The following is a 23,672-nucleotide window of genomic DNA, read 5'->3' as shown; positions in this document are numbered from 1 at the left end:
ATCCATATAAACGACTCTTATGGTCGCATGTGGCGCCACTCTACTCTCGACGCGGCGCATCCCCCACCGACTTGCCAACCTTGTCATGCTGTATGTCAGTTAGGCATCGACGCTTGACTTAGGGAAGCACTGACCAAATGCCTACGCAGGCGAATCGCTGCGTTACGCGCTGCTCGAAATCCTCACCTATACCCCATAGGCTCCGGTTTCTGCGCTGCGGGCGCCTTGCGATCCCGCTCGCCGATTTGCTCAGCGCTTCCCTAGCGGCGCTCCAGCAGCACCCCGCATTCGCAGTGGTGGGTCCAGGGAAACTGGTCGAACAGCGCGAAGCGGGTGATGCGGTGGCTGTCGCAGAGCCGCTCGAGATTGACCGCCAACGTATCAGGGTTGCATGAAATGTAGACGATGCGCGAGTAGCCGCTGAGCTGCGCGCAGCTGGCGTCATCCAGTCCGGCTCGCGGCGGATCCACCAGTACGGTAGAAAAATCGTAGTCGTCGAGCGCCATCTCGGCCACCCGACGGCCACCTTTCTCGCCCTTTAGCGCGGCAGCGAACTCCTCGGCGGACATTCGCCCCACCTGAACATTGTCGACGCCGTTGGCGGCCAGGTTCTCCCGCGCGCTGGCCACCGAGGTGCGCGAGATCTCGGTGGCCAGCACGCGGCGAAAATTCTCGGCCAGGGCCACGGTGAAGTTGCCGTTGCCGCAGTAGAGTTCGACCAGATCGGCGGTCTGGCTGTCGCGGGTCACGTCCCGCGCCCAGCCGAGCATGGCGCGACAGATTTCGGCATTGGGCTGGGTAAAGCTGTTCTCCACCTGCTGGTAGGCGAAGGTGCGCCCGTCTACCTCGAGCCGCTCCCAGACGTGGTCGCGCTCGAGCACCAGGCGCTGCTTGCGCGAGCGGCCGATGATGGCGATGCCCAGCGCCTCCTGCAGCGCCCGCGCCTCGGCCTCCCAGGCCTCGTCCAGCGGCTTGTGGTAGATCAGCGTGACCAGCGCCTCGCCGGTCAAGGTCGTCAAGAACTCGACCTGGAACAGCTTGCGCCGCAGCAGGGTGTTCTCGCGCAGTGCCTCGATCAACTGGGGCATTAGCGCATTGATCCGCTGGCTGGCCACCGGATACTGGTCGAGTCGAATCACCCGTTTCTGCTTGGGATCCTCGGGGTCGACCTCGAACATGGCGTAGTACAGGTCGTCGCCGTCGTGCCACAGACGGAATTCGCAGCGCATGCGGTAGTGGCTGGGCGGCGAAGCGAACACCTCCAGCGGCGGCGGTTCGAAATGCGCGAATTGGGCGCTGATGCGCTGACGCTTGGCCTCGAGCTGCTCGGCATAGCGCGGTGGGTCGACGACGGGTACGGCCACGGGGCCTCCTTGACGATAAACATTCAGTAACCAGCGGCGCCTCAAGGCGCCGGAGAAGATAGCGCGGTATCGGCATCATCCAGCCCCAGCCAGCGCACCTGGGCAAAGCCGAAACGCGCCAGCGCCGGTGTCAGCTGCGGCGCCTCGCGGGTCAGCCAGGCCGTCTGCGGTTCAGACGCCAACGGCAGCGGTGACACCACCTGAGCAACCCGCCGGGCGATGGCGTCGCCGGAGTCGACCCAGGTCACCGGGCGCGGGGCCGCGGCGACCAGCGCCTCGCGCAGGAGCGGAAAGTGGGTGCAGCCGAGCACCACGGTGTCGAGTTCGGGGTCCTGCCACAGCGGCGCCAGACACGCCTCGATCAGCGTCGGCTCCAGCGCCTCGCCGGCCAGCCAGGCTTCGGCCTGGGCCACCAGCGGGTCGGCCGCCAGGCGCTGCACGCGGCAGTGACCGGCGAAGGTTTCGATCAAGCGCCGCGTATAGGGGCGGTTGACCGTGGCCGAGGTGGCCAGCAGCGCCAGGTGGCCGCTCTGCGACAGCGCTGCGGCAGGCTTGATCGCCGGAACCGTGCCCACCACCGGAATCGCCAGGCGGGCACGCAGCGCCGCGAGGGCCAGGGTACTGGCGGTATTGCAGGCCACCACCAGGGCAGTGGCACCGCTAGCCGCTACCGCGGCCTCGCATACCGCCACGCAGCGCGCCACCAGCCAGGCATCCTGCTTGGTGCCATAGGGCAGCATGGCATTATCGCAGACGTAGGCCAGCGACGCCTGAGGCAGGCGCTGACGCATCGCCGCCACCACCGACAGCCCGCCGACGCCAGAATCGAACACCAGCAGCGGGCCGCTCATGCCTGCCGCCCCTGAAAATGCCCCAACAGGGCGTCGATCAGCACCCGTAGTCGGGCCGGCATCAGCTCACGCTCGGCGTACAGCAGGTGCACGTCGAGGGGTGGCGGTACAAAGGCGTCAAGAACCCGCACCAGGCGGCCGCGGCGCACCTCGGGCTCACCGAGAAAGGCCGGTTTCATGGCCAGTCCCATGCCGCGCGCTGCGGCTTCGACCAGGGCGCGGCCGTTATTGCAGGTCAGCACCGGCCGGTAGCGCACCCGCTCCGGCTGGCCGTCGACCCAGAAGGTCCAGCCCGGGCCGCCGCGCTGCAGGCTATAGTGCAGACAGCGGTGGCCGGCGAGGTCGCGGGGATGGTGCGGCACCCCGTAGCGTTCGAAATAGCTCGGCGCGCCGTAGAGATAGATCGGCATTTTCATCAGCGGACGGGCAATCAGGCTGGAGTCCTCCAGCGCCCCGATGCGAACCACCAGGTCGAAGTCCTCGGCCAGCGGATCGACGCGGCGGTCTTCCAGCACCACCTCCAGTTCCACCCCGGTATGGGCCTGCTCGAAGGCCTGCAGCGCCGGCATCAGCTCGCGCACCCCGAAGTCCAGCGGCGCCGACAGCCGCAGGCGACCGCGCACCTCGCCGCGCTGTTCGCCCAGCTCCGCCTCCAGCTCGCCCAGCTCATCGAGCAGCCGAGCGGCGCCCTGCAGGTAGCGCTCGCCCTCGGCGGTCAGCTGCAGGCGCCGGGTGGTACGCATCAGCAGACGCACCCCGAGCAGCGCTTCCAGGCGTGATACCTGCTTGCTGACCATGGCGTTGGAGAGCCCGAGCTTGCGCGCCCCGCCGGCGAAGCTGCCCGCTTCGACGACGGCGCGAAATATCTGCATTGCCTGTAGCCGGTCCATAGCGCCCCGCGCGGTGTGATCGATGCCGGGCATTCTACCCTGCCGCGGGTCACGACTCGACCGTCGCGACGACGCTTGCTCAATATCGAAATACTGGTTATTTTTACAGCATATATGATTTATCTGGAGCCACCATGCGTCTGACCCCTATCCCCCAGCACGCCGCACACAAGGCTTGCCCCGGCCTGCAGCGTCGCGGCGCCAGCGGCTTTCCGTCCCCTGCCGACGACTATCTGGACGCCCCGCTGGATCTGCACCGCCAGCTGGTGCCGCGCCCGGCCTCGACCTTCTTCATGCGCGTCGAGGATTCGAGCCAGGCGGCCAGCGGCTTTCAGCGCGGCGACCTGCTGGTGGTCGACCGGGGGCTGACGCCACAGCGCGGCGACTGGGTGGTGGCGGTGATCGACGGCGAGCTGTGCCTGCGTCAGCTCGACGGTCGCCAGCAGCGCCTTTGGCTGTGCCCACCCAGTCGCTCTCAGGCGCGCCTGCCCCTCGACGGGGAGAGTGACTGCCGCCTGTGGGGGGTCGTCCACTACCTGGTACACGGCTGCCGCCAGGCGCCGCCACTGGATAGCTGAGCCGCGATGTACGCGCTGGTCGATGCCAATAACTTCTACGTCAGCTGCGAGCGGCTGTTTGCCCCCCGTCTGGAGGGCCAGCCGGTGGGCGTGCTCTCCAACAACGACGGCTGCGTGATCGCTCGCTCCAACGAGTTCAAGGCGCTGGGCATCCCGATGGGGATCCCGACCCACAAGATTTCCCCGGCACTGCGCCGCAGGATCACCCTCTGCTCATCCAACTACACCCTCTACGGCGACCTCTCGGCGCGCACCCAGCAGGTGTTGGCAGCGCGGGTGCCGGCGCTGGAGCCCTACTCCATCGACGAGAGCTTCCTCGACCTGCGCGGACTGAGCAACGACCTCTCCGCCCTCGGCGCCGAGCTGTGCCTGGCGGTGGCGCAGGAGGTGGGCCTGCCGGTGTCGGTGGGCATCGCCCCGACCCGCACCCTGGCCAAGCTCGCCAACCACCGCGCCAAACGCCAGCCAAACCGGCCGCAGGTGTGTGTCTGGGCCCACGCTGACGACCGTGATCTGCGAGACACCCTCGCCACGCTGCCGCTGGGAGCGGTGTGGGGGATCGGCGAGCGCCTGCAGTGCCGGCTACTCGATCACGGCATCGAGACCGCCGGCGCGCTGCGCGACGCCCCCCGCAGCTGGCTGCAGCGGCGCTTCGGGGTAGTCGTGGCACGCACCGCTCTCGAGCTCGCCGGGCAGCCCTGCCTCTCGGGCACCGACCTGGCCACGCCGCGGCGCAGTATTCTCTGCTCGCGCTCATTTCGCCAAGCGCTGCGGCGGCGCGACTCCCTCGCCGCGGCCCTGCGCCACCACTGCCAGCGGGCCGGAGAGAAGCTGCGCCGTGACGACCTCCAGGCCGCCGCCATCGGCGTCTTCCTGCGCACCAACCCGTTCCAGGATGTGGTCCAGCGCCGCGCCAGCCTATGGGCGCCGCTGGCAGTACCCAGCGCCGACACCCTGCATCTCAACCACCTCGCCCAGCAGCTGCTTGACCAGCTCTGGGAGGAGGGGCTGGCCTATCACAAGCTGGGCGTCATGCTGGCCGATCTGAGCCCCCTCCAGCACCACCAAGCCTCACTGCTCGACAGCGCCGAACCACCCGAGCAGGCGCGCCTGATGAGCGCCTGGGATGGCATACGCACACGCTTCGGGCGAGAGGCACTGACACTCGGCGTGCAGACTGACGACGCCGAGTGGCAGATGCACAGCCGCCAACGCTCATTGCGCTATACCACGCGCTGGGCTGAGCTGCCGGCGGTGCGGGCCCGCTAGCGGGATATAGGAGCTGGCAGCCTCATAGAGCAGGCTCCGGCGTTGCCCGGAGCTCGGCATAGAGCTCTGGATAGGCGGCCTGCAGATATTCGAGGCGCGCCTTGGCCCCCTCCGGCAGCAGGCTGGCCAAATAGCGCAGATCATCGTCGTCGAAGTGCTCGGCGATCAGCGGGAACAGCGACTCGCGCTCTTCGCGCAGGTAGCCGCGGTGGGCTTCGAGGTAGGCGCGCATATCCTCGGCGAAGCGGTCCATGGGCAGCACCGCGTCCATCAGGATCATATCGATATCCTGAGAGAGGCGCCGCAGCCGCTCACGCAGCCCCTGGTAATCGACGCTTAGACGGTTGCTGAGCTCGCGTACCTCAGGCACCTGGGTCGCGAGCTGTTCGCTGCACAGCCGCTCGAGCGGCACGGTGAAGTCCTCCATATAGTCGAGCATATAATCGACGACTTCACGAATCAGCTGGAAGTCGGGACGCTCACCGGCGGCAAGCGTCTTCTGTTTGAGCTGCAGCACGTGCAGCAGGCGCGCCATATTGGCATGATCCTGGCGCAATTGAGTCAGCATGGGCATGGAGGTAACTCCTCTGCTGTCGAGGGCGGACATCGGCATGGCATTGGATCTTGCCAAGGCGTTCCAGGTTCCAACCGACTAGGATAACGCCACGGCAACCGTGAATATTTAACCCTAGTGGGTATGGCGTGGTTCTGCCTGTCGCCAAACGTCGCACACGAAGTATACTGAGGATAGCATGGACCTGTTCAGCCAATCCCAAGCCAGCGCCAGCGCTCCACTGGCCTACCGCATGCGCCCGCGGCGCCTGGACGAGTACATCGGCCAGCAGGCACTGGTCGGCCCCGACAAGCCACTGCGGCGCATGGCGGAGAGCGCCAGCGTGCGCTCGATGATCCTGTGGGGGCCTCCCGGTGTCGGCAAGACCACCCTGGCAGAGATTCTTGCCAACGAATCCGGCGCCAACTTGGAGCAGCTCTCTGCGGTGATGGCCGGGGTCAAGGATATCCGTGCCGCAGTGGAGCGCGCGCAGCTCTCCCAGGGTCGCAGCACACTGCTGTTCCTCGACGAGATCCACCGCCTCAACAAGAGCCAGCAGGACGCCCTGCTGCCCCACGTCGAGTCAGGGCTACTGACGCTGATCGGCGCCACCACCGAGAACCCCTCCTTCGAGGTCAACTCGGCGCTGTTGTCGCGGGCGCGGGTCTATGTGCTCAAGGCGTTGAGCCAGGAGGAGCTCGAGGCGGTGCTGCGTCAGGCCCTCGACGACCCCGAGCGCGGGCTCGGCCAGCGGCATATTCGGGTCGATGACGAGGTGCTGGCGATGCTGGCCCGCGCCGCCGGCGGCGATGCGCGACGCGCCCTGGGCCTGCTCGAGACCGCCTGCGATTTCTGCGTTCCCGACGGCGACGGCGAGCGCCTGCAAGCCACAGCGCTGGCCGATGTGCTTGGCCACCAGGCGAGCGCCTTCGACAAGCAGGGCGACCACTACTACGACCTGCTCTCGGCGATCCACAAGTCGGTGCGCTCCTCGCGGGTCGACGCGGCGCTGATGTACATGGCGCAGTTCATGCAGGGCGGCGGCGACCCACTGGACGTGATCCGGCGCCTGGCGGCGATCGCCTCGGAGGATGTCGGCAACGCCGATCCCCGCGCACTACCGCTGGTGATGGCAGCCTGGGACGCCTATCTGCGCCTCGGCGACTACGAAGGTCAGCGCGCCATCGCCCACGCCGCCATTCACCTCGCGGTGGCGCCCAAGAGCAACGCCATCGACCAGGCCTGGAAGCAGGCCAAGGCGCTGGCCGCCCAGCACCCCACCCTCGAGGTGCCCAGCTATCTGCGCAACGCCCCCACCAAGCTGATGAAGGAGCTCGGCCACGGCGACGGCTATCGCTACGCCCATCACGAGCCCCACGGCTACCCCGCCGGCAACCGCCACGACTGCTGGCCCGAGGGCCTGCCCAGAGCGAGCCTCTACCAGCCCAGCGACTACGGCCAGGAGGCGCGTTTCAGGCAGATCATGGCGTGGCGCGCCGAGCTCGACGCCGAGGCCGATGGCAGCGCATAAAAACGCCGCCCCTAGGGGCGGCGTTTTCAGGCATGCAGACGGCTGTCAGTGCGTGTCGCGGATCACATCGGTGCCGTCGGGAATGTCAAAGACGAAGATGCTGTCGTCGATGCCCGGGTTGATCTCGATATTGCTGAACTCGATGGCGGTACGCTGGCCGGTGCTGTCGTTCATCTGCAGGGCCCCGAAGCGCTCGTCGTAGAAGGTCATCTTGAGCTCCTCGAACAGCGTATCGGCGCCACGCGGCACCAGCGTAAAAGTCTCGGTATCGCCCTGCTGCTGATGACTCACCTCATAGCTGTCGGTGAGCTCAGCGGCGCTGCCGGACAGCAGCAGTGCCGGCGTATGGGTTACCCGGGTGTCCAGCGCCTGCACCGTGACCTGCTCGAGGTCCGGGTCGTGGAGGAAGACCTCGTCACCATCGGACACCACCTCCTGCTGATAGGGCGCACCCACTTCCCAGCGGAACTTGCCGGGGCGCGACAGCCACATCTGACCGCGGGCCTCCTGGAGGCGCTGACCGCTGCCGTCGAGGATCTGCTGCTCGAAGTCGGCGGTATAGGTCTCCAGCGAATCGAGCAAAGCGGTGAGGCGCTGAGCGCCATCATCGGCCAGGGCGGTGAGCGGCGTGGCGGCAGCCAGCGACAGGGCCAGTAGCGATGTCTTCAGTTTCATCTTCACTCCCTTACGTCGCCCTCTCAGGGCACGACGATAATGTGTTCCCGATACATGGACAGCGCTCATGAGAGGGCGTTGCAGCACAACCCATGCTTCCACGATTGCTGCACGCTTGGCGTCAGTCACCCGCGGGCGGCCCGGCCAACACCTCACGGCTGCCGTTGCTGCCCATCGATGACACCACCCCAGCCGACTCCATTGCCTCGACCAGCCGCGCGGCGCGGTTGTAACCAATCTTGAAGCGTCGCTGCACCGCCGAAATCGAGGCCCGCCGCGACTCGGTGACGAACATCACCGCCTCGTCGTAGAGGGCGTCCTGCTCCGCATCGTCGCCGTCGCCAGCGCCGTCGGCCTCGAGGCCGGCCAGGGCATCGGCGGAGACCCCGCCGGAGAGAATCTCCTCGATGTACTCGGGCTCGCCGCGGCGCTTCCAGTCCTCGACGATGCGGTGCACCTCATCGTCGTCGACGAAGGCACCGTGTACGCGGGTCGGCAGACCCGAACCGGCCGGCAGATAGAGCATATCGCCGTGGCCCAGCAGGTTCTCGGCGCCGCCCTGGTCGAGGATGGTGCGCGAATCGACCCGGGAGGAGACCTGGAACGCCATGCGAGTAGGAATATTGGCCTTGATCAGACCGGTCACCACGTCCACCGAGGGGCGCTGGGTGGCCAGGATCAGGTGGATACCGGCGGCTCGCGCCTTCTGCGCCAGCCGCGCGATCAATTCCTCGACCTTCTTGCCGACGATCATGAACATGTCGGCGAACTCGTCGATCACCACCACGATATAGGGCAGTTTCTCGAGCACCGGCGGCGACTCATGCATCTGCCACGGCTGCGGCTCCCACAGCGGGTCGGCGACCTGGGCGCCGGCACGCTCGGCTTCGTCGAGCTTGGCATTGAAACCGGCGATATTGCGCACCCCCATGGCCGCCATCAGCTTGTAGCGGCGCTCCATCTCGGCCACGCACCAGCGCAGCGCGTTGGCGGCCTCCTTCATATCGGTGACCACCGGCGCCAGCAGATGCGGGATACCGTCGTAGACCGACAGCTCGAGCATCTTGGGGTCGACCATGATCATGCGCACCTGTTCGGGGGTGCCCTTGAGCAGCATCGAGATCAACATGGCGTTGACCCCCACCGACTTGCCCGAGCCGGTGGTGCCGGCCACCAGCAGGTGCGGCATCTTGCCCAGGTTGGCCACCACCGGCGCGCCGCCGATGTCCTGGCCCAGGGCCAGGGTCAGCGCCGAGGCCTCATGCTGGTAGCGGTCGGAGTCGATCACCTCGCGCAGGCGGATCATGGCGCGCTTCGGGTTGGGGATCTCGATGCCCACGGTAGGCTTGCCGGGAATGATCTCCACCACCCGCACGCTCTTGACCATCAGCGAGCGCGCCAGGTCCTTGGCCAGATTGCTGATCTTCGACACCTTGACGCCGGCGGCGGGCTTGATCTCGAAGCGCGTGATCACCGGCCCCGGCCAGGTTTCCACCACCTCGGCCTTGACGCCGTACTCGCGCAGGCGCGTCTCCAGCAGTTCGGCCATGCTCGCCAACTGCTCCTGAGTGTAGTTGGGCTGGTACGGCTCCGGCGGCGTCAGCAGCCGCAGGCTGGGCAGCTCCCCGTCGGGCTCTGAGGCCATGTCGAACTGGGGGCGCTGGTTCTGCAGGTGCTCCACGGTCCATAGCGTGGGGCCCGCCGGCTCGGCAGCCGCGGCGCGCCCCTGCTCGGCGCTGGCCTTGGCCGGCGCGGCGGCAGGCGGCGACTCAGCGGTCGGTGATGACTCAGGTGTCGGGGCCGGCTCGGGCTCCGCAGCGGCGGGAACTTCGTCCACCGTGACGCCGGGCGACGGCGCCTCGTCAGGCTCGTCGAGATCAGACCAGGAGAGTCGCGGCTCGTCGGCGTCACTCTCCTCGTCCCAATCGGCATCGCGCCAGCTGACCAAGCCCGGCTCGCGCTTGTCACTGCGCGCCGGCGAGTGTGGCGAGGAGCCCGATGAGGCCCAGCCCCGGGCAGGTGCATCGTCGGCCTCGCTATCACTGGCCGCTGGCTGCTCCGCTTCGGGCTTCGCCTCACGCGGCTGGTCGTCACGCTGGGCGCTTAGCGACATGCCCGCCCAACTGGGCTCATCGACCTCGGGGCGCAGTGGCGTCTCGCTGGCCGTGGTGCTGGCGGCAGCGGCCGTGCCGGTCCGGGCGACATGCCGGGTAGTCGCCGCAGGCGCATCCGCCACCTGAGCGCTGTAAGCCGCCTCTGGGCGCTTGGCCGAGGGGGTATGCGCCGGCACTTCCCAGGGAATGTCGGTCTTGCCGTCGTCGCCGAAGCCAGGCTCGCGGCGGGCACCGAGACGCGGTGCGTCACTCGCTGCGCTCAACTCCGGCTCGCTGGCAGCACGCTGTCCAGGCAGCAGGCGCTGCCACCAGCGTGCTGGCGCCTCGTCGGTGTCATCGACGTCGGCATCGGACTTGGCATCCTCATCGCTACGCTTGGCATCGCGGGCCTGCTCGCGGCGCACCAGCCAGTGGTCCTTGGCGCCGCCCAGCTGGCCCCAGACCCAGCCGATGAATCGAAACAGCTGGCGGCCCAACTCATCCATCACCGTCAACCAGGAGAGCCCGGAGAATAGCGGGAAGCCGCAGAGGATCGCGACCAGTGCCAGCAGTGTGGTGCCATGCGCACCCACCAGCGGATCCAATCCGATGACCAGCCCCTCACCCAGAATGCCGCCAGAGTTGGCCGGCAGGCTGCTCTGCGGGTTGTAAAAATGCAGGGCGCCGAGGGTGGTAGTGCCCAACAGCAGCAGGAACAGCCCGGCAGATTTGACCGCTAGCACCATCGCATCCCACTCGAAACGCACCTGGCGCGAGCGCACTAGCCACCAGGCGGCAAATCCGAGCATGCCGGGCCACCACAGCGCACTGGCGCCAAACAGCGAATACAACACGTCGGACAGCCAGGCACCCACTGGCCCCATCCAGTTGCCTACCGCGGTCTCCGGGCCGCTATGCGACCACCCGGGATCACCGGACTGGTAGCTGAACAAGGCCAACAGCAGAAATACGCAGCCGGCCAGCAGCAGGATCACTACCCCTTCGCGACTGGCACCTTGAAGCTTCAATCCAACGCGACGCGCCTGGTCCTTGGCCTGACTGGCCCTGCCCTTGGCCTGAGTCGCCGTGGTGCGGCGAGCGCTGGCTCTCTTCTTGACACTCAAGCGGCCTTCCCCCTTGTACGCCCTACGGCGTCTTTCATGGTCATGCAATGGCGCCATCATACCGAGCCAGCAGGCCGCATCACAGTAGGGAAACGGCGACAGCGGTGTAACGGGGATGACCCCCACCCCAGCGATGGTGAATAATGGCCGCTCGCCCTCGAGACGGATCACGTTTATTCATGCTGCCCTGGCTGCCCCCGACGCCGATTCGATTCCCGCCCATCGACACCGCACTCGACGATCCCGATGGTCTGCTGGCGGCGGGTGGCGCGCTCACCCCAGCGTGGCTACTGGCCGCCTACCGGCGCGGCATCTTCCCCTGGTACAGCGACGACCAGCCGATCCTGTGGTGGAGCCCCGATCCACGCATGGTGCTCTTTCCTGGCGAGTTAAAGGTCCGCCGCAGCCTCGCCAAACGACTGCGCAATGGCGGCTTCTCGACCAGCATCGACCACGCCTTCGCCGCAGTCATCGAGGCCTGTGCCGAGAGCCGCGCCGCACATGAAGGCACCTGGATCACCGCCGAGATGCGCCACGCCTACCAGGCACTGCACCGCCTCGGCCATGCCCACTCGGTGGAAGTATGGCGCGGCGGCGAGCTGGTCGGTGGCCTCTACGGGGTAGCCATCGGCCGGATGTTCTTCGGCGAGTCGATGTTCTCACGCGAGCGCGATGCCTCGAAGGTGGCACTGGTCGCTCTGGCCAAGCACCTGGAGGCCGGCGCTGGCGGCCTGATCGACTGCCAGATGCACACCGCCCACCTGGCAAGCCTGGGCGCCCGAGACATCGCCCGAAGCAGGTTCCTCGACTATCTTGAGCAGTATGCACAGGCCGCCGAACCGGCCTTTCATCCACCAGGAGAGGGCGACAGTGAGCAGTAACACGCCTCGGCAACCGACGCGGGATCTACGCTTTTTCCTGACGGTCCCACATGCCTGCAGCTATCTCGAGAAGCATGAAGCCACCACGCTGTTTCTCGATCCGCAGGAATCCCCCGGCCAGGGCGTCTACGATGCCCTGGCGCTGCTGGGTTTCCGACGCAGCGGGCGGCATCTCTATCGCCCCCACTGCGACGGCTGCAACGCCTGCGTCTCGGTACGCGTCCCGGTTGCCGACTTCTCCCCCAGCCGCAGTCAGCGCAAGCTGATGCGGCGTAATGGCGATCTCACCTTGCACGAGCGCCCCGCGCGCTTCGACGCCGAGCATTATGGCCTCTACTCACGCTATATCCGCGAGCGCCACGCCGATGGCGACATGTTCCCGCCCAGCCATGAGCAGTACCGCACCTTCCTGACCCTGGATCATCCCTATGCCCGGCTGCTGGAATTTCGCCTGGATGGACGCCTGGTGGCCGTCGCCGCCATCGACTTGCTGGGTCATGGGGTGTCGGCGATCTATACCTTTTTCGACCCCGACCCGGCCTACGACAGGCGTTCGCTGGGCAGCTACGCAGTGCTCACCCTTATCGAGCTGGCGCGTCGCCGCGACCTGCCCCACGTCTATCTCGGCTACTGGATCCGCGCCTGTCGCAAAATGAACTACAAGCGCAGCTTTCAACCGCTGGAGTACCTGCACGGCCGCCACTGGCGGCGAGAGATACCGCTATGAGCGGCTTTTTTGCCTTGGCGGGCAGCTTGCGGCACAATATCGCGCTATCTTGTTGACCATCACCAAGCGCACCATTACGAGGAACCGCCTAATATGGCACGTGAAGACCATATCGAAATGGAAGGTGTCGTCGTCGATACCCTTCCCAACACCATGTTTCGCGTCGAGCTGGAAAACGGCCACGTGGTTACTGCGCACATCTCTGGCAAGATGCGCAAGAACTACATCCGCATCCTGACCGGTGACAAGGTCAAGGTCGAGCTGACGCCCTACGACCTCTCCAAGGGCCGCATCGTGTATCGCTCGCGCTAACGTGGCGCACCGCGCCGTCTGCCTGCTACCGGCTCTGCGCCACCTTCCGAACGACGTGCGACTGTTTCCGCACGGCTGAGCTAGCGAGCCCCACAACGCGCGACGCCCCGTCTTTCGACAGGGCGCCGGTGTTCATGGGTCGATGGCGACCGGTATCCAGCACCGGCCGCATGTCGTCAGGCCAGTTCGGCCTCCGTTTCCAGACTCAGCTCGTTGCTATCCTGATCAACGCTGACGTGAACCACGCCGCCGTGCTCTGAGAGCTCACCGAACAGAATCATCTCGGCCAGGGGTTTCTTGAGCTTATCCTGAATCAGCCGCGACATCGGCCGGGCACCCATATCGGGATCGTAGCCCTGTTCGGCGAGCCAGCTGCGCGCCGCTTCGTCGACATCCAGCTGTACCCGCTTCTCGTCGAGCTGGGCCTGTAGTTCGACCAGGAACTTGTCGACCACGTTGCGCACCACCTCCGGCACCAGGCCGTGGAACTGGATGATGCCATCCAGACGGTTGCGGAACTCGGGGGTGAAGGTCTTGCGAATCACCTCCATGCCGTCGGTGGAGTGATCCTGGGTCTGGAAGCCGATCGAGCGACGCGAGATCTGCTCGGCACCGGCATTCGAAGTCATGATCAGGATCACGTGGCGGAAGTCCGCCTCGCGGCCGTTGTTGTCAGTCAGACGGCCGTGGTCCATCACCTGCAGTAGCAGGTTGAAGACCTCGGGGTGCGCCTTCTCGATCTCATCGAGCAACAGCACGCAGTGCGGCTGCTTGGTGATCGCCTCGGTCAACAACCCACCCTGGTCATAGCCGACATAGCCGGGAGGCGCGCCAATCAGCCGCGACACGGTGTGGCGCTCCATGTACTCGGACATGTCGAAGCGCAGCAGCTCGATACCCATCAGCGAAGCCAGCTGCTTGGCCACCTCGGTCTTGCCGACCCCGGTAGGGCCAGAGAACAGGAAGCTGCCCACCGGCTTGTCCGGCGACTTGAGGCCGGCCCGTGACAGCTTGATCGCCGCCGACAGGCTAGTGATCGCCTCATCCTGACCGAACACCAGCATCTTGAGGTCGCGCTCGAGATTGGAGAGCAGCTTGCGGTCGGAGCTCGAGACGCTCTTCGGCGGGATCCGCGCGATGGAGGCCACTACCGCCTCGACCTGATCGACATCGATGGTATCGACCCGCACCTCCGGCGGCAGCAAACGCTGATGCGCGCCGGCCTCGTCGATCACGTCGATGGCCTTGTCGGGCAGGTGGCGATCGTTGATGTAGCGGTCTGCCAGGCGCGCCGCACTCTCGAGTGCGCCGTCGGTGTACTTGAGCTTGTGGTGCTCCTCGAAGCGGCCGCGCAGCCCCTTGAGGATACTGATGGTGTCATCCACCGAAGGCGCCATGACATCGACCTTCTGGAAGCGACGAGCGAGAGCACGATCCTTCTCGAAGATGCCGCGGAACTCCTGGAAGGTGGTCGAGCCGATGCAGCGCAGCTCGCCCGAGGAGAGCAGTGGCTTGAGCAGATTGGAGGCATCCATTACCCCCCCTGACGCAGCCCCGGCACCGATCACGGTGTGGATCTCATCGATGAACAGCACCGCGTTGGGCAGCTTCTTGAGCTCGGCCAGCAGGCTCTTGAGACGCTTCTCGAAATCGCCACGATACTTGGTACCGGCCAGCAGCGCGCCCATATCCAACGAGTAGACCACCGCGTCGGCGATCACGTCGGGCACTTCCTCTTCGACGATACGCTTGGCAAGGCCCTCGGCGATGGCGGTCTTGCCGACGCCAGCCTCGCCGACCAGCAGCGGATTGTTCTTGCGCCGCCGGGCGAGAATCTGCACCACTCGCTCGAGCTCGTGATCACGCCCAATCAGCGGATCGATCTTGCCCAGTCGCGCCTGCTCATTGAGATTGGTGGCATAGCCGGTGAGCGGATGTGCCGCGCCTTCGCTACCGCCCTCCTCAGCCTCTTCGGCATCCGATGACGGTGCGGACGACGGGCTCTGGCTATGCCCCGACACCTTGGAGATACCGTGAGCGATATAGTTGACGGCATCCACCCTCGCCACGTTCTGCTGCTTGAGGAAGTAGACCGCCTGGCTCTCCTGCTCGGAGAAGATCGCCACCAGTACGTTGGCGCCGGTCACTTCGCTCTTGCCAGAGGACTGCACGTGGAAGACCGCGCGCTGAAGCACGCGCTGGAAACCCAGCGTCGGCTGCGTCTCGCGATCGACCTGATCCTCAGGAATCAGTGGCGTAGTGGAATTGATGAAATCCTGCAGGTCGGAGCGCAGCTTTTCGAGGTTCGCCCCGCAGGCTCGTAGCACATCTGCAGCGGAGGCGTTGTCCAGCAGAGCCAGCAGCAGGTGCTCCACGGTCATGAACTCGTGGCGCTTGGAGCGGGCCACGGTAAAGGCCGTGTTCAGGGTCAGTTCAAGTTCTTTGCTCAGCATGGCAGTCCCCTTCTCGCCGCCTCGGGCTTACGTCGGCAAATATATCGGCCGTATTCTCACCATCGGGCACATTCACGGGTTTCGCAAGCTCGATGTTCCAACGCTAGCCGGTCGCAGCATGCAAACGACCGGTTGCGTACTTACTCAATCCGCCGCATCGATATCGCACAGCAGCGGATGTTGGCACTCCCGGGCATACTCGTTGACCTGATGACTCTTGGTCTCGGCGATGTCGCGGGTGAAGATGCCGCAGGTCGCCTTGCCCTGAGTGTGTACCGCCAGCATCACCTGTACGGCTTTCTCACTCTCGAGATGGAAAAAGGCCTGCAGCACCTCGACCACGAACTCCATCGGTGTGAAATCGTCATTGTGCAGCACCACCTTGTACATGGGTGGCCTGGCCAGCTCCGGGTCGGCCGGTTTGACCGCCAGTGAACCGTCGTCGTCTTGCTGATCCGGCTCCGGCGGCCGCGTCATGCCTAGCCCCGGCAAGCGGCGGTTGGCGCCCATCGGCTCGACCTTATCGTGCTCAAACATAACCATTCACGTCCATCGATAGCATCAGCTCACCGCCACGTCCTTTCGACGCCATCCGCGGCAGCGGGTTCATTACTGGATGAAAAATGCGTCCTGTCGACGCAACTTGCAAGGCCTGGCCCCAGGACTTAGGCAACAAGGCCCCCGACCGCCAGGCGGACGAGGGCCTCGAACCTCAGGCGGCGCTCAAGCTCAGTCGCTGGCGACCATATTCAGCGCATCGTTGAGAGTCTGGCTGGGCCGCATCGCCTTGCGGGTCAGATCGTGATCCGGGTGATAGTAGCCGCGGATATCGACCGGCTGGCCCTGTACGCCATTCAGCTCATTGAGGATAGTCTCCTCGTGGCGCTTCAGCGACTCTGCCAGGCGCGTGAACAGCGACTTGAGTTCGGCATCCTCGTCCTGGGCGGCCAGGGCTTCGGCCCAGTACATCGCCAGATAGAAGTGGCTGCCGCGGTTATCGAGCTCACCCACCTTGCGCGATGGCGACTTGTTGCTGTCGAGGAACTTGCCATTGGCGCTGTCCAGCGCCTTGGCCAGCAGCGTGGCACGCACGTTGCCGAAGGCATTGCCGAGGTGCTCCAACGAGGCAGCCAAGGCCAGGAATTCACCCAGCGAGTCCCAACGCAGATGGTTCTCCTCGAGGAACTGCTGGACATGCTTGGGCGCTGACCCACCGGCGCCGGTCTCGAACAGGCCACCACCGTTCATCAACGGCACGATCGAGAGCATCTTGGCACTGGTGCCCAGCTCCATGATCGGGAACAGATCGGTGAGATAGTCGCGCAGCACGTTACCGGTCACCGAGATGGTGTCCTGCCCCTGGCGAATGCGCGCCAGCGAGTACTCCATCGCCTCCACCGGGGCCATGATATGGATCTCCAGGCCACTGGTGTCGTGATCCTTGAGGTAGGTCTCGACCTTGTTGATCAGTTGGGCATCATGGGCACGCTTGGCGTCGAGCCAGAACACCGCCGGCGCACCGCTGTCGCGGGCGCGGGTCACGGCAAGCTTGACCCAATCCTGGATCGGCGCGTCCTTGGTCTGGCACATGCGCCAGATATCGCCACGCTCGACGCTATGCTCGAACAGCACTGCGCCATTCTCGTGGGTCACGCGCACGGTACCATCGGCGGGAATTTCGAAGGTCTTGTCGTGGGAGCCGTACTCCTCGGCCTTCTGCGCCATCAGGCCGACGTTGGGCACGCTGCCCATGGTGGTCGGGTCGAAGGCACCGTTGGCCTTGCAGTCGTCGATCACGGTCTGGTAGATGCTGGCGTAGCAGCGGTCCGGGATCACCGCCTTGGCGTCGTGCAGTTGATCGTCAGCGCCCCACATCTTGCCGGAGTCACGGATCATCGCTGGCATCGAGGCGTCGACGATCACATCGCTGGGCACATGCAGACTGGTAATGCCCTTGTGGGAGTTGACCATCGCCAGGCGCGGCCGCTCGGCGTAGAGCGCGTCGACGTCGGCCTTGATCTCGCTCTGCCTGGACTCGGGCAGGGCCTTGATGGTGGCATACAGATCACCGATGCCACTGTTGGAATTGAAGCCCACTTTTTCGAGATCGGCGGCGTGCTTGTCCAGCACCTCGCGGTAGAAGGCGTCGACCGCCACGCCGAAGATGATCGGGTCGGAAACCTTCATCATGGTGGCCTTGAGGTGCACTGAGAACAGCACGTCGCGCTGCTTGGCATCCTCGATCTGTTCAGCGATGAAGGCACTCAGCGCGCGCCGGCTCATCACCGCGCCGTCGACCACCTCGCCGGCCAGTACCGGGGTCTTCTCCTTGAGCACGCGGGCAGTGCCGTCGGCAGCCACCAGCTCGATCTTGACGTTGCCGGCGGTCTCGATCAGCGCCGACTTCTCGCTGCCGTAGAAGTCGCCGTCGCTCATGCATGCCACGTGGGACTTGGAGTCGGCGCTCCACTCACCCATGCGATGAGGGTACTTGCGAGCAAAGCCCTTGACCGACTGCGGCGCACGGCGGTCGGAGTTGCCCTCGCGCAGCACCGGGTTGACCGCGCTGCCCATGACCTTGCCGTAGCGCGCCTTGACGTCGCGCTCGACCTCGGAGGAGGGCTCGTCGGGATAGTTGGGCAGCTTGTAGCCCTGCTGCTGCAGCTCGCGGATTGCCGCCTTGAGCTGCGGCGTCGAAGCGCTGATATTGGGCAGCTTGATGATATTGGCTTCCGGCGTCTTGGCCAGCTCGCCGAGCTCGGCCAGGTGGTCGCCGAGCTGCTGCGCGTCACTCAAGTAATCAGGAAACTGGGACAGGATGCGCCCGGCCAGCGAGATATCGCGGGTTTCCACTTCAATGCCGGCGGGATCGGTAAAGGCGTCGATGATCGGCAGCAGCGAGTGGGTGGCGAGGGCAGGCGCTTCATCGGTAAGCGTGTAGATAATCTTCGGCGTTTTTGACATGTTAGCGGTAGTCTCTCTGGTCTCTCTGGTCACAGCGATTGCAGGAAAGGCGAGCGGGTCGGAACACCAGGCAGGGACAGGACTCGGCGGGTCCGGTTATGACGACGGCGCTCCCAGCGATCGGTTGGCAGTATACCAGCGCAAGGTGTGCTTCGCATGAGCGATGTTCGTCTACCCCGGCGGCCAGACAGTCGGGGACCCCCGCCCGACGCCTGCCTATCATCCCTTTTCATCGCCAATCACGGAGTTACATGAGCACCCTCTATCTCTTGCACAAGCCTTATCAGGTGCTCTCGCAGTTCACCGATCACGAGGGCCGCGCGACCCTGGCCGACTATCTCCCAGTCCCCGGGGTATACGCCGCTGGGCGCCTCGACTACGACTCGGAAGGCCTGCTGCTGCTGTGCGACGACGGCGCCCTGATCCATCGCATTGCGCACCCGCGCCACAAGCAGCCCAAGACCTATCGGGTTCAGGTCGAAGGCGAACCCGACGACGCCGCGCTGCAGGCCCTGCGCCAGGGTATCCAGCTCAAGGATGGCCCGACACGGCCGGCCAAGGTGAGACGTCTGGCAGCCAGCGAGCTGCCCGAGCGGCAGCCGCCGCTGGACGCCAGACGCCACCCGCACACGGCCTGGCTGGAGTTGACCATCAGCGAGGGGCGCAACCGCCAGGTGCGGCGCATGACCGCCCACGTGGGCCACCCCACCCTGCGCCTGGTGCGGGTGGCCATCGGCCACTGGCGCCTCGATGGCCTGGCCCCCGGCGAATGGCGCTGCGAAACCCTACACGCCCCGGCGCGCCGAGCGGCCACGCCGCACGCCGGGTCGCGCACTCAACAGAGGCGGTCACGATGAAACGTTGGTCACCCCGGGTCACGGTCGCCACCGTGGTGGAGCGCGCCGGGCGCTATCTGCTGGTCGAAGAGGACCGCGGCGGCCCCTTCACCCTGTTCAACCAGCCCGCCGGCCACCTCGAGCCCGGCGAGCGGCTGCTCGAGGCAGCCGAGCGCGAGGTTCGCGAGGAGACCGCCTGGCGGGTCGGCATCACCGACTACCTGGGGCTCTACGTCTACCACGCCCCGGATGGCGCCACCTTCCACAGCCACGGCTATGTGGGCATGGCACTGGCCCACCTTGGCAATCCGCTCGACCGTGATGTGCTGGCCATCCACTGGCTGACCTTCGACGAGATCGAGGACCTGGAGCGCGCCGGCCGGCTGAGAAGCCCACTGGTAATGCGCCGGATCCGCGATGCGCGCAGCGGTCGGGTGTTTCCCATGGATGTGATTCAGGAGCGCTGAGGCCTCATCAACAACCGGTAAAGTGCCGGGATCACCAGCAGTGTCAGCAGTGTGGACGCCAGCAGTCCGGAGATGATCGCCCAGGCCATCGGCGGCCACAGCGTCGACTGGGTCAGGGTCAGCGGCACCAGGCCTGCCACGGTCGTGGCTGTGGTCAGCAGCACCGGCCGCGTGCGCCGAGCCACCGCGGCTATTATCGCCTCCCCCACCGCCAGCCCCTGGCCACGGTTGGCGTTCATCAGGTCGATCAGCACGATGGCGTTGTTGACCACGATCCCTACCAGCGCCACCACGCCGAGCATGGCGGTGAAGCCGAACGGCTGGCCGGCCAACCACAGCCCCGGCACCACTCCGATGATCGACAGCGGCACGGTGGTCAGCACGATGGCGAGCTGACGGAAGGAGTTGAACTGCGCCAGCAGAAAGACCACCAGCAGCAGGCCGCCGATCGGCAGAGTCTGGAACAGTGCGGTGTTGGCATCGCCGGCCGACTCCGCCGACCCGCCGACGCGATAGCTCACCCCCGCCGGGAGTTCCAGCGCCTCCAGGCGCGGCAGAATCTCGCCGAGTACGCCGTCGTAGGTCCAGCCATCGGCCACCTCGGCCAGCACCGCCGTCATGCGGCGCATGCCACGATGCTGGATCACCGCCGGGCCCCAGGCCAGTTCCAGCGACGCAATCTCGCCCAGCGGCACCGAACGCCCGTCGGTCGCGGTGAGGCGCAGCCCCTCCAGCCCCTCGATGGAGAAGCGCTCCCCCTCCGGGGCACGCACCAGCAGCGGTGCCGGATCGCGCCCGGCACGCCAGGTGCTGACCTCGATGCCACGACTGGCGCCGGCCAGCGCGGCCGCCACGTCGCGCCGCGACAGCCCGTATTCGGCGGCACGGGCATCGTCGGTCTCGGCCCGTAGCGTCACCAGCCCTTCGCCCAGGCGATGACGAGCATCGCGAGCCCCCTCGGCCTGGCGTACCACACCAAGGACGCGCCCGGCGGCATCCGCCAGCGCGTCACGCTCCTCGGCGAACACGCGGATCTCCACCGGGGCCTCCACAGGCGGCCCCTGGCCCAGCCGCCGGGCCACCACGTCGGCGTCGGGCAATCGCTGCGGCGCTTCAGCCCGCACCCATGCCATCAGGTCGGCAAGCGCGGCGGCACCCTCGGCCTCCACCACCAGCCGCGCCAGATGCGACTGACGCGGCTGCTCGACCAGATTGTAGTAAAAGCGTGGGCCGCTGAACCCGACGAAACGATGCACGGCCTGCACCTCTGGGCGCCCGGCCAGATCCACGGCCAGCGTCTCGGCCTGATGTGCGGTGTAGTCGAGATGGGTGCCCTCGGCGAAGTTGAGATCGACGACCAGCTGATTGCGATCGGTATCCGGAAAGAAGTCGTGATCGAGCAGCGGCAGCATGGCGACGGCAGCGGCCAATAGCATGCCGGCGCCCAGCAGCACCCAGCCCGGCCAGCGCACCGCCACCCGACCGACCCGCTCGCCCCACCCCTGCAGCCGCTCGCGGCGTGGCGAGGCGCGCGGCTTGAGAATGCCGGCGGCAAATACCGGCGTGACGAACACGGCATAGACATAGCTCACCGTCAGGGTCAGCATCACCATGATCGGAATGGCACGGGTGAAGTCAGCGGTGTCACCGCTGGAGAGCAGTAGCGGAACGAAGGCCGCCAGGGTGGTGCCGGTGGCGGCCAGTAGCGGTGTGGCGAGCTCACGCACCGAACGCGTCACCGCCTGGGCTGCCGAACGCCCCTGGTCGCGGTGCCACTGGATGTTCTCGACCATCACGATAGCGTTGTCCACCAGCATGCCGAGCGCGATCACCATGCCGGCCACGGCGATCTGATGCAGCACGCCGCCGCCCATGGCATAGATGCCCAGCGAGGAGAAGGTCACCAGCGGCACGATGACCATCACCGCAAGCCCCAGCCGCAGCCCCATGGACAGGAACAGCAGCACGCCGAGGATGCCGATACCCAGCAACAGCGAGACGCCGAGCTCTGCCAGCCGACGCTCGACCCAGTAGGGTTGATAGAAGGTTTCCTCGATGGCCAGCGGAGCGTAGGCCGGGCGCAGCTCGTCCACCAGCGTGCGCAGCTGCTCACCGAAGCGCACGGCGTTGACCCGATCATTGGAGAGCACCAGGCCCAGCGCCACCGCCGGCCGGCCATCGTGCCACAGCCGCTCGGTAGCGGGCTGTTGGGGCGCGAGGTGCACATCGGCCAGCTCGCCGAGTGGCACCTGCTCGCCTCGCACGGTGCGTATTGGCGTCGCGGAAAGCTCCGCCAGCGAGCCGAATTCGCTATGCGGATCGAGCACCAGTGTACGCCCGCCTATCGCCAGGCTACCGCCCGGGGAGCCCAGATTGCGCGCGGCGAGCTGATCGCCAAGCGCGTGTGCGTCGAGCCCGGTCAGCTCGGCCAGGCTATCGTCCCAGCCGATCACTACCTGCTGCCCCGGATCGGCGAGCAGGTCGATGCGGGCCACCCCCTGCAGCCGAAACAGATCGCGGCGCAGCCGTTTGGCCGCCTCGCGTAGCTCGAGCAGGTCATCGGAGCCGGTCACCGCGAGCACGATGCCGTGGGTGTCCGAGTCGCGGTCGCTGATCTCGGCCTCGCCCACGCCATCAGGAAACTGGCGGCTGGCACGACTCACGGCAACCCGCACCCGCTCCCAGGCGGCATCGGTATCGTAGACATGCTCGTGCATCTCGATATTGACATGCGCCACCCCCAATCGCGCCGTGCCGATGAGTTCATTGACCTCCTCGACCTGGGCCAGCTCCTCCTCCAGCGCATTGAGCACCAGGCGTTCGACCTGCTCCGGCTCGGCGCCGGGATAGGGCACCAGCACCTGGCCGAAGCGGTAGGGGAAGAAGGGGTCCTCCTGACGATCCATGGCCAGCCAGGCCGCCAGGCCAAGCGCGGACAGCAGCAGCGTGACGGTAAGCATCAGTCGCTTGTAGCGCTGCGCGGCGAGTAGCCAACTCATGGCAGCACCCTCACCCGGTCACCCTCCTCCAGGCGCCCCTGGCCTGCCGTCACCACCCGGTCGCCCGCGGCAAGCGATGACGCCGGCAGTGTGACCCAGTTCCCCGTCAGACGCCCTGGCGTCACGGCAATGCGCCGAATCGTGTCGTCGGCGGTCACCAGCAGCACGTGTGGTGAATCACCGCCGGGGTCGACCACTGCCGCCAGCGGCACCTGCAGCACCGGCTGAGCATCGAAGGCCAACCCGACCCTGACCGGCTCGCCCGGCGCTGCTTGCAAGGCCGAGTCGACGGCAATGATGACCGGTGCCATGCCCTCTGCCGCCCGACCGATGGCGGCTATTCGGCCTTCGGTGTGGCGCCCCCCCAGCATCATGGTCAGACTCGCCGCTCGGCCCTCCTCCAGGCGTGCGGCAAGCCCCGCCGGCATATGGATTTCCACTTCGCGTTCGGCGATGCCGACCAGCGTCAGTACCGGCTGGCCTGCCGTCACGAACTCACCGGGTTCGACCAGTAGATCGCTCACCTCGGCATCGAAAGGGGCCCGTAGCGTCAGCTCATCGAGCTGCGCCTGGGCCTCGTCACGCTGCGCCAGGGCCTGTTCACGCGCCTCGGCGGTGGCCCGGTACTCCGCGCGTAGGCGATCCAGCTCCTCCTCGGCCGTGAGATTGCGCTCACGCAGGGTACGCGCACGCTCCACATCGCGACCCAGGCGACTCAAGGTGGCATCCAGCTCGCGTATCCGCGCCTCGCCGGCGGCCAGCGTCGGCGCCAGCGCCGGGTTGTGAAGTCGGGCGAGGGGCTCACCCCGCTCGACCCGCTGCCCGCGTGGCACATGACGTTCACGCAGTACGCCGTCATGCAGAAAGGCGGGTGCCGCACGCTCGCTCGCGCGTAGCGTGCCGGGAAAGTGATGCCCCACCTGATCCTCGGCCAATCGCACCATGTCAATGCGCACGCTGGGGAGCGGCGGCTCGCCCCGCTCACTCTGCGCGGGGGCCGCATCGCACCCCACCAGCAGCGCCACTGTCAGCATCAGCGAAGACCACAGCCCCTGTTTCGCCACCCTGTCCATCGCTTTCTCTCCAATAAACTGGTCGACCGGTC

General features: G+C 66.3%; 19 protein-coding genes. 8 read left to right on the top strand and 11 right to left on the bottom strand.

All coding sequences use genetic code 11. From position 1 onward, the window contains the following. Positions 1 to 260: 260 nt before the first annotated feature. From trmA to IEI94_RS08105, 3 genes are read right to left on the bottom strand one after another with little or no spacing between them, the layout of a single operon-like run. Entirely contained in the window at positions 261 to 1,364 is a 1,104-nt protein-coding gene (trmA, locus tag IEI94_RS08115; protein WP_191166798.1) for a tRNA (uridine(54)-C5)-methyltransferase TrmA, read from the bottom strand. 41 nt (positions 1,365 to 1,405) lie between these two features. Continuing rightward, entirely contained in the window at positions 1,406 to 2,215 is an 810-nt protein-coding gene (gene murI / locus IEI94_RS08110) for a glutamate racemase (RefSeq protein ID WP_191166797.1), read from the bottom strand. Then, positions 2,212 to 3,087 (bottom strand): LysR family transcriptional regulator, encoded by an 876-nt coding sequence (locus IEI94_RS08105; protein ID WP_224750002.1) that lies wholly within the window; start codon positions 3,085 to 3,087, stop codon positions 2,212 to 2,214. Before IEI94_RS08105 ends, murI begins: the two co-directional genes overlap by 4 nt. Before the next feature lie 152 nt (positions 3,088 to 3,239). Here IEI94_RS08105 and IEI94_RS08100 point away from each other — a divergent pair, with 152 nt between their 5' ends. Beyond that, positions 3,240 to 3,683, top strand: coding sequence for a LexA family protein (locus tag IEI94_RS08100; RefSeq protein WP_191166796.1), 444 nt, complete (start codon positions 3,240 to 3,242; stop codon positions 3,681 to 3,683). Positions 3,684 to 3,689: 6 nt separating this feature from the next. Continuing rightward, positions 3,690 to 4,952, top strand: coding sequence for a Y-family DNA polymerase (locus IEI94_RS08095; protein WP_191166795.1), 1,263 nt, complete (start codon positions 3,690 to 3,692; stop codon positions 4,950 to 4,952). Between the two features lie 22 nt (positions 4,953 to 4,974). On the opposite strand, the gene IEI94_RS08090 is transcribed toward IEI94_RS08095, so the two are convergent. After that, positions 4,975 to 5,520, bottom strand: coding sequence for a hemerythrin domain-containing protein (locus IEI94_RS08090; RefSeq protein WP_191166926.1), 546 nt, complete (start codon positions 5,518 to 5,520; stop codon positions 4,975 to 4,977). A gap of 184 nt (positions 5,521 to 5,704) precedes the next feature. Here IEI94_RS08090 and IEI94_RS08085 point away from each other — a divergent pair, with 184 nt between their 5' ends. Then, complete coding sequence (locus tag IEI94_RS08085; RefSeq protein WP_191166794.1) at positions 5,705 to 7,036, top strand: replication-associated recombination protein A; 1,332 nt, start codon at positions 5,705 to 5,707, stop codon at positions 7,034 to 7,036. 45 nt (positions 7,037 to 7,081) lie between these two features. Here the strand turns inward: IEI94_RS08085 and lolA are convergent, their stop codons facing one another. Next, positions 7,082 to 7,711: an outer membrane lipoprotein chaperone LolA gene (gene lolA / locus IEI94_RS08080; RefSeq protein WP_191166793.1), complete on the bottom strand. Its 630-nt coding sequence runs from the start codon at positions 7,709 to 7,711 to the stop codon at positions 7,082 to 7,084. 121 nt (positions 7,712 to 7,832) lie between these two features. Further along, positions 7,833 to 10,928 (bottom strand): DNA translocase FtsK, encoded by a 3,096-nt coding sequence (locus IEI94_RS08075; RefSeq protein WP_224750001.1) that lies wholly within the window; start codon positions 10,926 to 10,928, stop codon positions 7,833 to 7,835. 179 nt (positions 10,929 to 11,107) lie between these two features. Here IEI94_RS08075 and aat point away from each other — a divergent pair, with 179 nt between their 5' ends. The 3 genes from aat to infA all read left to right on the top strand — a co-directional run bounded on the left by aat (position 11,108) and on the right by infA (position 12,848). Continuing rightward, positions 11,108 to 11,809, top strand: coding sequence for a leucyl/phenylalanyl-tRNA--protein transferase (aat, locus tag IEI94_RS08070; protein ID WP_191166792.1), 702 nt, complete (start codon positions 11,108 to 11,110; stop codon positions 11,807 to 11,809). Further along, complete coding sequence (locus IEI94_RS08065; protein WP_191166791.1) at positions 11,799 to 12,536, top strand: arginyltransferase; 738 nt, start codon at positions 11,799 to 11,801, stop codon at positions 12,534 to 12,536. Before aat ends, IEI94_RS08065 begins: the two co-directional genes overlap by 11 nt. A gap of 93 nt (positions 12,537 to 12,629) precedes the next feature. Next, positions 12,630 to 12,848: a translation initiation factor IF-1 gene (gene infA / locus IEI94_RS08060; protein ID WP_013332816.1), complete on the top strand. Its 219-nt coding sequence runs from the start codon at positions 12,630 to 12,632 to the stop codon at positions 12,846 to 12,848. Between the two features lie 176 nt (positions 12,849 to 13,024). Here the strand turns inward: infA and clpA are convergent, their stop codons facing one another. The 3 genes from clpA to IEI94_RS08045 form a co-directional block, all read right to left on the bottom strand. Next, positions 13,025 to 15,301, bottom strand: a complete 2,277-nt coding sequence (gene clpA / locus IEI94_RS08055; RefSeq protein ID WP_191166790.1) for an ATP-dependent Clp protease ATP-binding subunit ClpA — start codon at positions 15,299 to 15,301, stop codon at positions 13,025 to 13,027. Between the two features lie 144 nt (positions 15,302 to 15,445). After that, the gene (gene clpS, locus IEI94_RS08050) at positions 15,446 to 15,778 is read right to left on the bottom strand and encodes an ATP-dependent Clp protease adapter ClpS (protein ID WP_318153378.1); all 333 of its coding nucleotides are present in this window, start codon (positions 15,776 to 15,778) and stop codon (positions 15,446 to 15,448) included. 252 nt (positions 15,779 to 16,030) lie between these two features. Then, positions 16,031 to 18,265: an NADP-dependent isocitrate dehydrogenase gene (locus IEI94_RS08045; RefSeq protein ID WP_191166788.1), complete on the bottom strand. Its 2,235-nt coding sequence runs from the start codon at positions 18,263 to 18,265 to the stop codon at positions 16,031 to 16,033. 251 nt (positions 18,266 to 18,516) lie between these two features. Between IEI94_RS08045 and IEI94_RS08040 the strand changes: the two genes are divergently transcribed. Continuing rightward, positions 18,517 to 19,122, top strand: a complete 606-nt coding sequence (locus tag IEI94_RS08040; RefSeq protein ID WP_191166787.1) for a pseudouridine synthase — start codon at positions 18,517 to 18,519, stop codon at positions 19,120 to 19,122. After that, on the top strand, positions 19,119 to 19,568 hold the full coding sequence (locus IEI94_RS08035; RefSeq protein ID WP_191166786.1) for an NUDIX domain-containing protein: 450 nt from the start codon (positions 19,119 to 19,121) through the stop codon (positions 19,566 to 19,568). Before IEI94_RS08040 ends, IEI94_RS08035 begins: the two co-directional genes overlap by 4 nt. On the opposite strand, the gene IEI94_RS08030 is transcribed toward IEI94_RS08035, so the two are convergent. Both IEI94_RS08030 and IEI94_RS08025 read right to left on the bottom strand, forming a co-directional pair. Continuing rightward, on the bottom strand, positions 19,556 to 22,567 hold the full coding sequence (locus IEI94_RS08030; RefSeq protein ID WP_191166785.1) for an efflux RND transporter permease subunit: 3,012 nt from the start codon (positions 22,565 to 22,567) through the stop codon (positions 19,556 to 19,558). The two genes, IEI94_RS08035 and IEI94_RS08030, sit on opposite strands and share 13 nt — an antisense overlap. Next, positions 22,564 to 23,640, bottom strand: a complete 1,077-nt coding sequence (locus tag IEI94_RS08025) for an efflux RND transporter periplasmic adaptor subunit (protein WP_191166784.1) — start codon at positions 23,638 to 23,640, stop codon at positions 22,564 to 22,566. The genes IEI94_RS08030 and IEI94_RS08025 overlap by 4 nt, the downstream gene beginning before the upstream one ends. Positions 23,641 to 23,672: the final 32 nt, after the last annotated feature.

Origin of the sequence: Halomonas sp. ML-15 (genome assembly GCF_014779595.1) — a bacterium.
Lineage (GTDB): Bacteria > Pseudomonadota > Gammaproteobacteria > Pseudomonadales > Halomonadaceae > Franzmannia.
The sequence above is the reverse complement of the archived record's forward strand: the minus strand, read 5'-3'. Positions and strand labels throughout refer to the sequence as shown.

Bases quoted from the DNA above. Each gene is read 5' to 3' on its own strand.
- IEI94_RS08100 (WP_191166796.1), top strand. From the start codon at position 3,240: ATGCGTCTGACCCCTATCCCCCAGCACGCCGCACACAAGGCTTGCCCC.
- IEI94_RS08090 (WP_191166926.1), bottom strand. From the start codon at position 5,520: ATGCTGACTCAATTGCGCCAGGATCATGCCAATATGGCGCGCCTGCTG.
- lolA (WP_191166793.1), bottom strand. From the start codon at position 7,711: ATGAAACTGAAGACATCGCTACTGGCCCTGTCGCTGGCTGCCGCCACG.
- murI (WP_191166797.1), bottom strand. From the start codon at position 2,215: ATGAGCGGCCCGCTGCTGGTGTTCGATTCTGGCGTCGGCGGGCTGTCG.
- clpS (WP_318153378.1), bottom strand. From the start codon at position 15,778: ATGACGCGGCCGCCGGAGCCGGATCAGCAAGACGACGACGGTTCACTG.
- IEI94_RS08030 (WP_191166785.1), bottom strand. From the start codon at position 22,567: ATGAGTTGGCTACTCGCCGCGCAGCGCTACAAGCGACTGATGCTTACC.
- clpA (WP_191166790.1), bottom strand. From the start codon at position 15,301: ATGCTGAGCAAAGAACTTGAACTGACCCTGAACACGGCCTTTACCGTG.
- IEI94_RS08025 (WP_191166784.1), bottom strand. From the start codon at position 23,640: ATGGACAGGGTGGCGAAACAGGGGCTGTGGTCTTCGCTGATGCTGACA.
- IEI94_RS08095 (WP_191166795.1), top strand. From the start codon at position 3,690: ATGTACGCGCTGGTCGATGCCAATAACTTCTACGTCAGCTGCGAGCGG.
- infA (WP_013332816.1), top strand. From the start codon at position 12,630: ATGGCACGTGAAGACCATATCGAAATGGAAGGTGTCGTCGTCGATACC.
- IEI94_RS08045 (WP_191166788.1), bottom strand. From the start codon at position 18,265: ATGTCAAAAACGCCGAAGATTATCTACACGCTTACCGATGAAGCGCCT.
- IEI94_RS08105 (WP_224750002.1), bottom strand. From the start codon at position 3,087: ATGCAGATATTTCGCGCCGTCGTCGAAGCGGGCAGCTTCGCCGGCGGG.
- IEI94_RS08085 (WP_191166794.1), top strand. From the start codon at position 5,705: ATGGACCTGTTCAGCCAATCCCAAGCCAGCGCCAGCGCTCCACTGGCC.
- IEI94_RS08035 (WP_191166786.1), top strand. From the start codon at position 19,119: ATGAAACGTTGGTCACCCCGGGTCACGGTCGCCACCGTGGTGGAGCGC.
- IEI94_RS08040 (WP_191166787.1), top strand. From the start codon at position 18,517: ATGAGCACCCTCTATCTCTTGCACAAGCCTTATCAGGTGCTCTCGCAG.
- aat (WP_191166792.1), top strand. From the start codon at position 11,108: ATGCTGCCCTGGCTGCCCCCGACGCCGATTCGATTCCCGCCCATCGAC.